At 71.5% G+C, this 12,413-nt stretch carries 14 protein-coding genes; 8 read left to right on the top strand and 6 right to left on the bottom strand.

What is annotated here, in order from left to right; genetic code table 11:
• The first annotated feature begins 120 nt into the window (after positions 1–120).
• From speB to ABZX10_RS02810, 4 genes are read left to right on the top strand one after another with little or no spacing between them, the layout of a single operon-like run.
• Entirely contained in the window at positions 121–1,101 is a 981-nt protein-coding gene (gene speB, locus ABZX10_RS02825; protein WP_355534318.1) for an agmatinase, read from the top strand.
• Positions 1,098–2,534, top strand: coding sequence for an amino acid permease (locus ABZX10_RS02820; RefSeq protein ID WP_355534316.1), 1,437 nt, complete (start codon positions 1,098–1,100; stop codon positions 2,532–2,534). Before speB ends, ABZX10_RS02820 begins: the two co-directional genes overlap by 4 nt.
• Entirely contained in the window at positions 2,531–3,322 is a 792-nt protein-coding gene (locus tag ABZX10_RS02815; protein WP_355534314.1) for a carbon-nitrogen hydrolase family protein, read from the top strand. The genes ABZX10_RS02820 and ABZX10_RS02815 overlap by 4 nt, the downstream gene beginning before the upstream one ends.
• Positions 3,323–3,359: 37 nt before the next feature.
• Complete coding sequence (locus ABZX10_RS02810) at positions 3,360–5,045, top strand: FAD-dependent oxidoreductase (protein ID WP_355534838.1); 1,686 nt, start codon at positions 3,360–3,362, stop codon at positions 5,043–5,045.
• A 12-nt stretch (positions 5,046–5,057) separates the two neighbouring features.
• Here the strand turns inward: ABZX10_RS02810 and ABZX10_RS02805 are convergent, their stop codons facing one another.
• Positions 5,058–6,548 (bottom strand): cytochrome P450, encoded by a 1,491-nt coding sequence (locus ABZX10_RS02805; RefSeq protein WP_355534312.1) that lies wholly within the window; start codon positions 6,546–6,548, stop codon positions 5,058–5,060.
• A 58-nt stretch (positions 6,549–6,606) separates the two neighbouring features.
• A complete protein-coding gene (locus tag ABZX10_RS02800; RefSeq protein ID WP_156485574.1) occupies positions 6,607–6,759 on the bottom strand; it encodes a hypothetical protein in 153 nt (50 codons plus the stop codon).
• 174 nt (positions 6,760–6,933) lie between these two features.
• Between ABZX10_RS02800 and ABZX10_RS02795 the strand changes: the two genes are divergently transcribed.
• A complete protein-coding gene (locus ABZX10_RS02795; protein WP_355534309.1) occupies positions 6,934–8,121 on the top strand; it encodes a histidine kinase in 1,188 nt (395 codons plus the stop codon).
• On the top strand, positions 8,118–8,798 hold the full coding sequence (locus ABZX10_RS02790; RefSeq protein WP_355534307.1) for a response regulator transcription factor: 681 nt from the start codon (positions 8,118–8,120) through the stop codon (positions 8,796–8,798). Before ABZX10_RS02795 ends, ABZX10_RS02790 begins: the two co-directional genes overlap by 4 nt.
• Before the next feature lie 64 nt (positions 8,799–8,862).
• On the opposite strand, the gene ABZX10_RS02785 is transcribed toward ABZX10_RS02790, so the two are convergent.
• Positions 8,863–9,654, bottom strand: coding sequence for a crotonase/enoyl-CoA hydratase family protein (locus ABZX10_RS02785; protein WP_355534305.1), 792 nt, complete (start codon positions 9,652–9,654; stop codon positions 8,863–8,865).
• Between the two features lie 100 nt (positions 9,655–9,754).
• On the opposite strand from ABZX10_RS02785, the gene ABZX10_RS02780 reads away from it, so the two are divergent.
• The gene (locus tag ABZX10_RS02780; protein WP_355534303.1) at positions 9,755–10,330 is read left to right on the top strand and encodes an HhH-GPD-type base excision DNA repair protein; all 576 of its coding nucleotides are present in this window, start codon (positions 9,755–9,757) and stop codon (positions 10,328–10,330) included.
• Entirely contained in the window at positions 10,327–11,001 is a 675-nt protein-coding gene (locus ABZX10_RS02775; protein WP_355534301.1) for a hypothetical protein, read from the top strand. The genes ABZX10_RS02780 and ABZX10_RS02775 overlap by 4 nt, the downstream gene beginning before the upstream one ends.
• On the opposite strand, the gene ABZX10_RS02770 is transcribed toward ABZX10_RS02775, so the two are convergent.
• Genes ABZX10_RS02770 through ABZX10_RS02760 form a run of 3 tightly spaced genes read right to left on the bottom strand, consistent with a single transcriptional unit; the run spans position 10,992 to position 12,404 of the window.
• The gene (locus ABZX10_RS02770) at positions 10,992–11,678 is read right to left on the bottom strand and encodes a hypothetical protein (RefSeq protein WP_355534299.1); all 687 of its coding nucleotides are present in this window, start codon (positions 11,676–11,678) and stop codon (positions 10,992–10,994) included. The two genes, ABZX10_RS02775 and ABZX10_RS02770, sit on opposite strands and share 10 nt — an antisense overlap.
• 52 nt (positions 11,679–11,730) lie before the next feature.
• The gene (locus ABZX10_RS02765; protein ID WP_355534297.1) at positions 11,731–12,123 is read right to left on the bottom strand and encodes a hypothetical protein; all 393 of its coding nucleotides are present in this window, start codon (positions 12,121–12,123) and stop codon (positions 11,731–11,733) included.
• Positions 12,124–12,128: 5 nt separating this feature from the next.
• Entirely contained in the window at positions 12,129–12,404 is a 276-nt protein-coding gene (locus tag ABZX10_RS02760) for a DUF3618 domain-containing protein (protein ID WP_355534295.1), read from the bottom strand.
• Positions 12,405–12,413: the final 9 nt, after the last annotated feature.

Here is a 12,413-nt window from a genome sequence, read left to right as displayed (position 1 = left end):
ACCCGGGGCAATCGCATCCAACGTCTGTTTCCTCCCAGGAAACTCGAGTTGACAAGTCGGTCGATGTCCCACACTATGTGATTCAGCTCACAATTGCAGCCCCTGCGAGAGGATCCCTCCGTGTCCGACGAAACCCAGCACCCGTCGCAGCCCCGCGGACCGGTGGACGCGAGTCTCATCCCGCGCTACTGCGGTCCCGCGACCTTCGCCCGCCTGCCCCGACTCGACGAGGTGGACTCCGCGGCTGTCGCCGTGCTCGGCATCCCGTTCGACTCCGGCGTCAGCTACCGCCCCGGCGCGCGGTTCGGCCCCGGCCACATCCGGGCGTCGTCGAAGCTGCTGCGGCCCTACAACCCCGCGCTCGACGTCTCCCCGTTCGCCGTGCACCAGGTCGCGGACGCCGGCGACCTCGCGGTCAACCCGTTCGACATCGTGGAGGCGCTCGGCACCGTCGAGGCCGAGATCGCGCGCCTGCGCGCGGCGGGCGCCAAGGTGCTCACCCTGGGCGGCGACCACACGCTCGCCCTGCCGATCCTGCGCGCCGTCGCGGCCGACCGCGGCCCCGTCGCGGTGCTGCACTTCGACGCCCACCTCGACACCTGGGACACGTACTTCGGGGCCCCGTACACGCACGGCACCCCGTTCCGCCGCGCCAGCGAGGAGGGGCTGATCGACCTCGAGCGCTCGATGCACATCGGCATCCGGGGCCCGCTCTACGGCGAACAGGACCTCACCGCCGACGGCGTGCTCGGCTTCCAGGTGGTCCGCTCGGACGACTACGAGAACGAGGGACTGCAGACGGTCATAGACCGCATGCGCCGTCGCCTCGCCGGGCCCGACGGTGCCGGCGGCCCCGTCTACGTCTCCGTCGACATCGACGTGCTCGACCCCGCGCACGCGCCCGGCACCGGCACGCCCGAAGCGGGCGGCATGACGAGCCGCGAGCTGCTGAACACGATCCGCGCGCTGGTCGGCACCGACGTGGTGGGCGCGGACGTGGTCGAGGTGGCCCCGCCGTACGACCACGCCGAACTGACCGGCGTCGCGGCCGCGCACGTCGCGTACGAGCTGCTGTCAGTCCTCGCGGTGAACGCCCGGTGAACCCGTTCACGGCGGGCCTCACCGCTCGCAAGCCGGTCGACCGGATCCTGGCCGACAGCGCCGCCGAACACGAGGGGCCGCAGCTCAAACGGTCGATGGGCCTCGGACACCTGACCGCCCTGTCGATCGGCGCCTCCCTCGGCACCGGCATCTTCGTCATCCTCGGCGAGGCGACGCCCAAGGCCGGGCCGTCGGTCATCATCGCGTTCGTCCTGGCCGCGGTGACGGCGTTGTTCTCCGCGCTCTCCTACGCCGAGATGGCCGGCACCATCCCCGTGTCGGGCAGTTCCTACTCCTACGCGTACGCCACGATCGGCGAGCTCTTCGCCTGGGTCTGCGGCTGGTGCCTGCTGCTCGAGTACGGCGTCTCCGTCGCGGCGGTCGCCGTCGGCTGGGGCCAGTACATCAACGAGCTCCTGCGCTCTCTCTTCGACGTCGAGCTGCCCGCCGCGATCGCCGCTCCGCCCGGCGACGGCGGCATCGTCAACATCCCCAGCATGGTGATCGTGGCGCTCGCGTGCCTCGTGCTGGTGGGCGGCGCCAAGGAGAGCGCCCGGCTCAACACGGCGATGGTGGTCCTCAAGCTCTGCGTGCTGGTGTTCTTCTGCGCCATCGCCTTCACCGCGTTCAAGTCCGGAAACCTCAGCCCGTTCATGCCCTTCGGCACGGGCGGCATGACCGCCGCCGCGGCGATGGTGTTCTTCTCCTACATCGGCTTCGACGCCGCGTCGACCGCCGGCAACGAGGCCAAGAATCCCACCCGTGACCTGCCGCGCGCGATCATCACCTCGCTCGGCATCATCACGGTGCTCTACTGCCTCGTGGCCCTCGCGGCGATCGGCGCGATGCCCTGGCAGGAGTTCGGCGGGTCCGAGGCCTCCTTGGCGAAGATCCTCACCGGGGTCACCGGTCAGACCTGGCCGTCCGTGATCCTGTCGATCGGCGCCGTGATCGCCATCGCCAGCGTGGTGCTCGCGGTGATGTACGGCCAGACCCGCATCCTCTACACGATGGGCAGCGACGGCCTGGTCCCGAAGGTCTTCGCGAAGGTCCATCCGCGCACCTTCGTGCCCGTGCGCAACATCCTCATCGTCGGTGCGCTCGTCGCCGCGCTCGCCGGGTTCGTCCCCCTGGGCGAGCTCGCCAACGCCACATCGATCGGCTCGCTCTTCGCCTTCGCACTGGTCAACGTGGGCGTCATCGTCCTGCGCCGCACCCGCCCCGACCTTCCCCGGGCGTTCCGGACGCCGCTCTTCCCGGTCATCCCGGTCCTCGGCATCAGCTTCTGCGTCTACCTCATGCTGCAGCTGGAGGCCCCGACGTGGATCGCCTTCGGCATCTGGTCGGCGGTCGGCCTCGCGGTCTACTTCGGTTACGGCTACCGCCACTCGCGCCTGCGGGGCGGGGTCGCGCTCGCGAAGGAGGCGTCATGACGGTCGTCGTCGGGATGTACCAGGGGCCGGAGGGCCTCGGGTCCGCGCCGGACGTCGCGCGGAACCTGGCCGCGATCGACGACGCCGCAGCCCGGGCCGCCGCCCGCGGCGCGCAGGTACTGGTGACCCCCGAGCTGTCCGTGACCGGGTACGACATCGGCCCGGCCGCAACCGAACTCGCTCGTCCACGCGGCGGCGAGTACCACGGGGCGCTCGGCGCGGTCGCCCGCCACCACGGCATCACCGTCGTGGCGGGGTATCCCGAACGCGACGGTGATCGGGTCTTCAACGCCACCACCGTGATCGCTCCCGACGGTGCGGAGCTCGCGCACTACCGCAAGACGCACCTGTTCGGCGACCTCGACCGCGCGGTCTTCGCGCCCGGCGACGAGCTGCCCGTCCAGTTCGACCTCGGCGGCCTGCGCTGCGGGCTCCTCATCTGCTACGACGTGGAGTTCCCCGAAGCCGTCCGTACTCACGCGGAGGCCGGCACCGACCTGCTCCTGATCCCGACGGGCCTCATGGAACCGTTCGGCCGGATCGCGGAACAGGTCGTGCCGGTGCGGGCCTTCGAGAGCCAGCTGTACATCGCGTACACCAATCACTGCGGCCGCGAGAGAACGCTCGAGTACTGCGGACTGAGCACCGCTGCCGGGCCCGACGGCGAGGTCGTGGCCCGCGCCGGACGCGACGAGGAGCTCCTGACCTTCACCGCCGCCGCCGAGGGCCTGCGCGAGGCCCGCATCGCGAACACCTACCTGCGCGACCGGCGCACCGACCTCTACTGACCACGCCCGAACAGGAACACACGTGACCCAACCCGCCATGCCCGCCCACGGCCCGACCGCGTCCGAGGCACCCCTGACGATGTTCGGCCCCGACTTCCCCTTCGCCTACGACGACTGGGTGGCCCACCCGGACGGCCTGGGCAGCGTCCCGGACGAGACACTCGGGACCGAGGTCGCCGTCATCGGCGCCGGCCTCGCCGGGCTCACCGCCGCCTACGAACTGGCCCGGATCGGCCTGAAACCCGTGGTGTACGAGGCGGACCGGATCGGCGGGCGGATGCGCAGCGAGCGGTTCTCCGGATACGACGACGATCTCGTCGCCGAGATGGGCGCGATGCGCTTCCCGCCCTCGTCGACCACGCTGCAGCACTACCTGGACCTCGCGGGGCTGCAGACGCAGGCCTTCCCGAACCCGCTCGCGGAGGCGACGCCCAGCACCGTCATCGATCTCAAGGGGCGCAGCCATTACGCCCGCACCGCCGCCGACCTCCCGCCCGAGTTCGCCGAGGTGGCGAAGGCCTGGGACGCGACGCTCGCCGACTACGCCGACGCCGCGGAACTGCAGGACGCGATCCGCGCGCGGGACGTGCCCCGGATCCGCGCCGTGTGGTCGCGCCTCGTCGAAGAGCTCGACGATCAGACCTTCTACGGCTTCCTCACCGCCTCGAAGCACTTCCGCTCCTTCGCGCACCGGGAACTGTTCGGGCAGGTCGGATTCGGCACCGGCGGCTGGGACACCGACTACCCCAACTCGATGCTGGAGATCCTCCGGGTCACCTGCACCGCCGCGGACGATCACCACCGCGGCATCGTCGGGGGTTCGGACCGGCTGCCGAAGCACCTCTGGGAGAACCCCTTCGACGGTGCCCGGTCGGTCAGGGACCTCAACGGGGGCGCCCACCGCCCCGCGGTGACCGAGATCCGCCGCACCGCGGGCCCCGGCGGTGCGCCGCGCTACACCCTGGTGGACGCGGGCGGCGAGACCCGAACCTTCCCCGCGGCGATCTTCACCGGCCAGGCGTGGATGCTGCTCAACACCATCGACTGCGACGACGACCTGCTGCCCATCGACCACTGGACCGCGGTGGAGCGCACCCACTACATGGGCAGCTCCAAGGTGTTCGCGCTGGTCGACCGCCCGTTCTGGCTCGACGTCGACCCGGCCACCGGGCGGGACACGATGTCGATGACCCTGACCGACCGGATGAGCCGCGGCACCTACCTGCTCGACCACGGCCCCGACCGGCCCGGCGTGATCTGCCTGAGCTACACCTGGTCCGACGACTCGCTCAAGGTGCTGCCGCTGGACGTGAACGCGCGGATGGACCTCATGCTCAAGTCGCTCGGCGAGATCTACCCCGGCGTCGACATCCGCAGCCACATCATCGCCACGCCGAAGACCGTCTCCTGGGAGACGGAGCGCTACTTCATGGGCGCGTTCAAGGCGAACCTGCCGGGCCACTACCGGTACCAGGAGCGCCTCTACACGCACTTCATGCAGGAGCGGCTCGATCCCCGGCATCGCGGCTTCTTCCTGGCGGGCGACGACATCTCGTGGACCGCGGGGTGGGCCGAGGGCGCGCTCCAGACGGCGCTCAACGCCGTCTGGGGCGTCGTGCATCACCTCGGCGGCGGCACGCGAGCGACCAATCCCGGACCGGGCGATGTCTTCGCCGACATCGCGCCGATCCGGCTCGGCGACCAGCGCGGCACGCGCGCCTGAGCGACGCCGCGCTCAGTCCCGGGACAGGGCGGTCACCAGGCCGCCGTGACCCGGGATCATGGTGACGTTGCGGTGCCTCGGCTGCTCGGCGGGAGCGTCCGTCATCGCGAGATCGACGCGCTGGAGGATCTGCGTGAGCACCACCCGCAGCTCCGCCATCGCCAGGCCGGCGCCGAGGCAACGGCGAGTGCCGCCGCCGAAGGGCATGAGCTTCTGCGGTGAGGGCTTGACGCCCAGGAACCGGTCCGGGTCGAACGCGTAGGGCCGCGGGTACAGCTCCTCGCGGTGCTGCAGCAGCAGGATCGAGATCAGCGCGACCACCCCGCGGTCCACGACGTAGTCGCCGAACCGCCAGTCCGACAGCAACTCCCGCGCGACGATCGGCACCACCGGGCGGCTGCGCATCGACTCGTTGATCAGCGCCTCGAGGTAGGCCCCATCGCCGGAGCGGGCGGCGAGGACCGCCCGCCGGTACACCTCGGGATTGCGGGTGAGGCGCTCGAAGGTCCACGCCACCGAGTTCGACGTGGTCTCGTGTCCGGCGAGCACCAGGGTGAGCAGTTCGTCGCGGATCTCGCTGTCGGCCAGCGGCGCACCGTCGTCGCCGCGCGCGGCCATGAGCACCGTCAGGATGTCGGAGCGGCCGCCGCCGTCCGGCCCGTCCGCACCTTCCCGGCGCCGCTCGGCGATCACCGCGTAGATCGCCCTGTCCAGCGGGCGGAGCACCATCTTCAGCACGCCCCGCGACTCCGGGCTGCGCGCGTTGACCAGCTGCACCACGGTCGCGAGCGGGTGCGTGGAGAGGTGGAGCAGCCGAATCATCGACGAACGGACCGCACTCTCCGCCCGCGTGGCGCCCGCTTCGTCGTCGATGCCGAACACCGCCGACATGATCACGTCGAGGGTGATCTGCTGCCCGATGTCGGCGAGCGCAACCGGCTGTCCCGGCTGCCACTCGTCGATGCGGCGGGCCGTGGCCGCGTCGATGCGCTGCTGGTACGCCGTCACCGCGCGCCCGTGGAACTGCGGCAGCAGGAGCCCGCGCTGCTGTTTGTGCCGCGGGCCGACCGAGGTGAGCACCGAGTCCGGCCCCACGATCGGCCGCAGCGGGGAGAACCGCGTGGCCGACGGCGCACCGTCGGGCCGCGACATCAGCGACGCGATGTGGGCGGGGTTGGACAGCATGACGATCCGCCCCGGACCGCCGGCGAACTCGGACCGGAACACGTCGCCGTACCGCTCCGACGCCTCGAAGAGCACGTCGCCCTCGCGCAGGACGTACGTCAGCGACGCCCGCACCCGGCCCATCGGCAACGACGGGGCCGGGGCCAGTCCCGCACCGCCGGCCACCGGACCGGCATCGTCCGAGTTCCTGCCGGAGATCCCCGGCCGGGCGGGATCGCGGAGGTGCCAGGCGGGTTCGGGGATGGACAGGGTGCGCGCGACGGTGCCGCCCAGCCCGCTGCCGAAGCCGGACCGGGCGGCCCGTGTGATCGTGGTCATATCGTCCTCCTTCATCGATTGTGCACGCCCGGGGACTCCCGCGGGCGACGGCCGGTTCTCAGGGGACGACGGTGCCCAGCGGCCCGGTCCGGTGGTCGCGCTCGGCGACCGCGCGGTGGACGTCGCGCGCGCCGAAGTCGAGGCCGTCGCGGTCGTGGGTGAGGACCGCGATCGCGAGGACGAACGCGGCGATGACTCCAACGGTGATCATGTCCTGCTCCTTCTCCCGTGCCCGGTGGGTGTTCCGAGTCGCGTTCAACGCTATCGACCACATCGACGCAGGTCAGCGTGCCCGGGTCGGGTTCGCGGCCCCGCCCCGGGGTGGAGCCGGGGCTCCGCCCCAGGGCGGATGAACCGGGCGGGCCGCGCGGCTACGATGCAAGCCATGCGCGCTCTGCGGTGGCTCGAGGCGCGGTACCGGCGGGTACTCGCGCAGCTGGGCTACGAGTATCCGCCGTACTACATGACGATCACCGAGGCGGCGATGGTGCTGCTGACGATCGGAGCGGTGGCACCCCGGGTCCTCGCGGGGCCGCAGGGACCTCAGTGGGCGTGGCTCGCGGCCGCGGCCGCCGTGTCGGTGGTGCATCTGAGCGCCGGCCTCGTGAGTGCTCGGTCCGTGTCGATCACCGCGCACACCGCGGCCACCCTGGGTGTCGCTGTGCTGTTCTGGTGCGTGCCCACCATGTTCGACGTGGTGCCGCTCATGCTGATCCTCGGCATCACCCAGGTCGCGTCGGTCTGCACGCCGCGGGTGGCGGCGACCCACCTGGCCGTGTACCTCGCCGTCGTCATCGGCGCCGGCCTGCTCGGCGCCGTCCACCAGGCCTGGCTCATCGTGCTGACGGTCTGCTTCGGCGCCGCGGTCGGCCAGCTCCTGCAGAACCAGCTCCTCCTGCTGCGCGCCGAGCGCCGGGCGCAGGCGGCGCGCACGGCGCTCGACCGCGCGGCCATCGCCGCCGAGGTCCACGACGTGGTCGCGCACTCGCTCGCCGTCGTGCTGCTCAATGTGACCGCCGCCCGGCGCGCACTCGAATCCGACGACGACCGGGCCGAGGCCGTCGACGCTCTCCTCGACGCGGAGACCCAGGGCCGCACCGCGATGAAGGACATCCGCAACACCATCGAGCTGCTGCGCACCGACGGCCCCGGATCCGCGCAGCCCGGCCTGGCCGACATCCCCGAACTGGTCGCGTCGTTCGAGCGCGCCGGACTCGCCGTGACCCTCGACCAGCGGACCTCGCCGACGGCGCTCGCCGGCACCGCCGGTCTCGCCGCCTTCCGCGTGGTCCAGGAGTCCCTGGCCAACGCCGTCAAGCACGCACCGGGCGCGCAGGTCGCGGTCACCGTCGAGGCCCGGGAGCGGCGCGGGCTGGCCGTCCAGGTCGCGTGCCCCGTGCCCGACGGTGCCCGCCGCGCCCCGGGCGGGACGGGCCTCGACGGCATGCGGGCGCGGGTCGAGAGCGCGGGCGGCACACTGGCGACCGGCCCCGTCGACGGGACCTGGCTGGTGGACGCGCGATTCCCGGCCGCCCGCCCGAATCCGCCCCTCCGTGCGGAGCCCCTGTCATGACCGTGACCGACCCGCCGATCCGGCTGCTACTGGTGGACGATCAGGACCTGGTGCGCCTCGGGCTGCGCCGGATCCTGCGCCGCCGCGACGGCTTCGAGGTCGTGGCCGAGTGCTCCGACGGCGACGAGGTGGCCCACGCGGTCGCCGACGCGGCGCCGGACGTGGTGCTGATGGACCTGCGGATGAAGCGGATGAGCGGCATGGAGGCCACCCGATGCATCACCGGGAATGCAGGCGCCCCACCGGTTCTCGTCCTCACCACGTTCCGCGACGACGACCTGCTGTCCGAGGCGCTGCGCGCGGGCGCATCCGGCTTCGTGCTCAAGGACTCACCGGCCGAGGAGCTGATCCGCGCCGTGCGACTCGTCGCAGCGGGCGACGCCGTCCTCGACCCCGCAGTGACCGGCCGCGTGCTCGAGACCTACCGCGCCGCACCGGTGGCGAGCGCGGCACCGTCGGGCCCGGCGATCACCCGGCTGACCTCCCGGGAGATCGACGTGCTCGCCCTCGTCGGGCGCGGGCTGTCGAACGACGACATCGCCGCCGAGCTGGTGATCTCCATCGTGACCGTGAAGAGCCACATCGGATCGATCTTCACCAAACTCGACGTCCGCAACCGGGCCGAGGCCATTGTCTTCGCGTTCGATCAGGGAATCGTCCGTCCCCGCATCGATTGAACACCGTTACCAACGGAGAATCCGCAGGTGAGCGCGGGTAGTAACAGTGTTCAATTGAGCGGGGCTACTGGCGCTCGACGAAGGAGGGCTTCTCCTTGTTCATCGCCGCGGTGCGGGCGATGGTGTGGTTGCGGCCGCGCAGCAGGCCCAGCTGGAGTGCCTGCTCGACGGGGAAGGACAGGCGCGAGCCGCTGTACCAGGTGTTCTCGAAGAGGGCCTTCGACGCGGCCACCGCATCGGGCGAGCGCTCCTTGAGCTTCTCGACCAGGTCGAGGGCGTCCTTCATCGGATCGGCGGAGACACCGGTCACCAGGCCCCAGTCCAGGGCCTGCTTGGCGGTGAACATCTCGCCGGTCATCGTCAGGCGCTTCGCGACGTCGATGGTCGTGAGCTGGGCGATCGACGCGGAGATCGACATGTCGGGGATCAGGCCCCACTTCGCCTCGAGGATCGAGAAATCGGCCTCGGTGGAGGCGTAGCGGAAGTCCGCGCCGAGCGCGATCTGCAGGCCGCCGCCGTAGCAGTGCCCGTTGACCACGGCGATCACGGGGGCGGGCACACTGCGCCAGGCCCAGCCGGCGGCCTGGAAGCTGTTCGCGGCCGAGATCCGCTTCGGCACGAAGTTCATGAACAGGCGGCGCTGTTCCTTGCCCGCCGAAGCGAAGTCGAGGCCCGAGCTGAACGAACTGCCCTCGCCCGAGAGGATCACGGCGCGCAGCGAGTGGTCGTTCTTCGCGCGGTCCGCGGCCCGCGCCAGATCGTCGAGCATGTCCAACGTGAGGCCGTTGTGCTTCTCGGGACGGTTGATTCGCACGTAGGCGACCTCGTCGCGCACCTCGTAGTCGATGTTCGACATTCGCTTCTCCTCGATTCCGCTCGCCGGTGGCCGTCAGTCCAACCCTAACGGCCGCGTTGCTCCCGCTACGGGAAGGCACGGCTGAAGTACAGTGACGAACATGGCGGTCACGTTGCACATCACGGGGGAACCCGAGTCGGACGCGGTGCTCTCCGAGCACCCGTTCGCGCTGCTCGCGGGCATGCTCCTCGATCAGCAGTTCCCCATGGAGCGGGCGTTCGCGGGTCCCTGGAAAGTCCTCGACCGATTCGGGAGCATCGATCCCCGCGACATCGCCGTCGCGGATCCGGTGCGCTTCGAGGAACTGTGCACGACCCCGCCCGCGATCCACCGCTACGGGCGCGCCATGGCGGCCCGCCTGCAGGCGCTCGCGCGGATCGTCGTCGACGAGTACGACGGGCACGCCGAGCGGATCTGGACCGAGGCCGCCTCCGGTGCCGATCTAGTCAAGCGGATCGAGGCACTGCCCGGGTTCGGCGCCCAGAAGGCGAAGATCTTCGCGGCGCTCGTCGGCAAGCAGCTCGGCGTGAAGCCCCGGGGTTGGGCGACGGCGGTCGGCGACTACGGCAAGGCCGGGTTCCGCTCCGTCGCGGACGTGGTCGACGGCGAGTCGCTGCAGAAGGTCCGCGCCCACAAGAAGGAGATGAAGGCGGCCGCGAAGAAGGAGGGCGCATGACGGGTCCCGGCCCGCACGGCGGGTACCACCCGCAGGAGCCCGGCCAGGCGTACTCGCAGGCCCTTCCGCTGCCCGCGCCTCCGCGCGGCCCTGCGGCGCCGGGCCCCGTCCCCGGCAGTCCGCCGCCGCAGCCTCCCCGTAGGCCCTCGTCGGGCCGCAACGTGATCGTCGGCATCGTCGCGATCGCCGCGATCGTCGCCGTCGTGGCCGCGGTGGTCGCCCTCGCCCTCCTCAGCGACTCCAAGGGCGACGAGCCCGGCAAGGGCGCGACCTCGGCGACGATCGACGCGACCGGTCAGGTGTTCCGGATCAACGACTGCCTCTACGACGTGCCCGAGAACCCCAAGGTCGGCAACTGCGACGACGGCGGGTCCCCCTACAAGGTCACCCAGGTGATGCCCGTGGGCGAGGCGTGCAAGAAGGAGCAGACCTCGATCACCAAGGGGCGCGCGTACTGCCTGACCCCGAACCTCAACGTGAACTACTGCTACTCCGCCCCGGTCGCGGGTACCTGGATCAAGGCGGCCGCACAGTGCGGCGCTCCCGGCACCATCACCGTGATCTCCGTGGTGGGCGGCCTCAAGGATTCCGCCCGCTGCACCGGCGAGTGGGACCGCAGCTACTTCTTCGACGACCCCGTCTACACCATCTGCGCCAAGTCCTACACCTGAGTCTCGGGCGAGCTCTCGGGCGCGGGCAGCACCGTCGGACCTGCGGACGGCACGTCGATGATGCGGGCGGGGCGCGGCTGCCGCGGCTGCGCGGCCCGCGCCACCTCGCTCGCGGTGCGGATCGCGAACTTCGGCAGGCTCGACAGGAGGTCGGTCACCGGCTCGGCGACGGTGTTGGCCGCGCCCACCACGGTCTCGATGTCGCTGATCCGCTGATTCATCGCGGACACCGTGGGGGTGAGCCGGTTGAGCGCATCGGTCATCGCGGCGAGTTGCGCCACGACACCGTCCTCCGCGGTCAGCGCGTCGACGATGCCGCCGTCGCGGGTGGCACGGTCCAGCGGACCGTCGGCGCGGCTGATCCGGTCGACGGAGCCCCCTTCGTTGAACAGGTCCGCCACCCGATCGGCCGCGCCGCCGGGACCCACCACCCGGTGGATGGCGCCCTCGTCGCCGAGCAGGTCGGAGACGCGGTGCACGATCGACGGCACGCGCTGCGCGGCGGTGATCAGATTCTCGTGGCGGGTGCCCTCGCCCGAACCGGGATCGAGCCGGTCCGCCGCCATCCCGACCACGTCGCGCGCGACCGCGACGGAGGTCTCCGCCGCGGCGAGGCCGAGACCCGCGGCGGCCAGCCCGACGCGTGCCGGTGCGAGCAGTACTTTCGGAAACTCCATGGTTCCAGCGTAGCGCCGATCCGCGATCGCGGAATCAGGAGATTCCCTGACGTCAGACGCCGGGTGTGGGGCTCACCACGTAGGTCACGTCACCGTCGTTCGCGGAGATCCCGACGGTGAACCCGTGCCCCCGGTAGACGGCCCCGACCCGGCCGGCGTCCAGCGGGACGCCCGGCGCGACCGGCGCGAGGCCCGCGGCGAGCAGGGCCCGGGCGGCGGCCACCGTGTCCTGGCCGTCGACCGTGACGCGCCACATCGGGTGGCCCACGTCGATCGTCTCCGCCTTGCTGATCGTCCCGACGACCGGCACCTGCGCGGCGGGGTATCCGGCCGGCAGCGGCGTCGCGGCGCGCGGCGGCGTGCCGCAGCCGCCCGCTCCCACCGCGACCGCGCCAACGACAAGGGCGACGCCGATCGCGGCGCCGCCCCTTCGCGTCTCGAGCACGGAGATCAGATCGAGATCCGGCCCTCGGCCAGCGCTCGGATGATCTGCTTCTCGCGGCGAGCGCGGGCGACCCGCGATCCCACGACGACGAGCACCAGGACGACGGCACCGGCTGCGGCGGCGAGCACCGGCGGCTTGGTGACGGTGGCGATCACCGACTGCTGGGCCTGATCGGCGAGCTTGCGGGGATCCGCGCGCTCCCCCAGCTGATCCAGCGTCGCCGCCAGCTGCTCCCGGGCGCGCTCGATATCGCGCTCGATGCTCTCGGTGTCACGTGCCACTTCGCTCTA

This window comes from Tsukamurella sp. NPDC003166, from assembly GCF_040611135.1.
Lineage (GTDB): Bacteria > Actinomycetota > Actinomycetes > Mycobacteriales > Mycobacteriaceae > Tsukamurella.
This window is presented reverse-complemented; position numbering and strand designations above follow the sequence as displayed.

Bases quoted from the DNA above. Each gene is read 5' to 3' on its own strand.
- ABZX10_RS02815 (WP_355534314.1), top strand. From the start codon at position 2,531: ATGACGGTCGTCGTCGGGATGTACCAGGGGCCGGAGGGCCTCGGGTCC.
- ABZX10_RS02810 (WP_355534838.1), top strand. From the start codon at position 3,360: ATGCCCGCCCACGGCCCGACCGCGTCCGAGGCACCCCTGACGATGTTC.
- ABZX10_RS02805 (WP_355534312.1), bottom strand. From the start codon at position 6,548: ATGACCACGATCACACGGGCCGCCCGGTCCGGCTTCGGCAGCGGGCTG.
- ABZX10_RS02800 (WP_156485574.1), bottom strand. From the start codon at position 6,759: ATGATCACCGTTGGAGTCATCGCCGCGTTCGTCCTCGCGATCGCGGTC.
- ABZX10_RS02795 (WP_355534309.1), top strand. From the start codon at position 6,934: ATGCGCGCTCTGCGGTGGCTCGAGGCGCGGTACCGGCGGGTACTCGCG.
- ABZX10_RS02790 (WP_355534307.1), top strand. From the start codon at position 8,118: ATGACCGTGACCGACCCGCCGATCCGGCTGCTACTGGTGGACGATCAG.
- ABZX10_RS02785 (WP_355534305.1), bottom strand. From the start codon at position 9,654: ATGTCGAACATCGACTACGAGGTGCGCGACGAGGTCGCCTACGTGCGA.
- ABZX10_RS02780 (WP_355534303.1), top strand. From the start codon at position 9,755: ATGGCGGTCACGTTGCACATCACGGGGGAACCCGAGTCGGACGCGGTG.
- ABZX10_RS02775 (WP_355534301.1), top strand. From the start codon at position 10,327: ATGACGGGTCCCGGCCCGCACGGCGGGTACCACCCGCAGGAGCCCGGC.
- ABZX10_RS02770 (WP_355534299.1), bottom strand. From the start codon at position 11,678: ATGGAGTTTCCGAAAGTACTGCTCGCACCGGCACGCGTCGGGCTGGCC.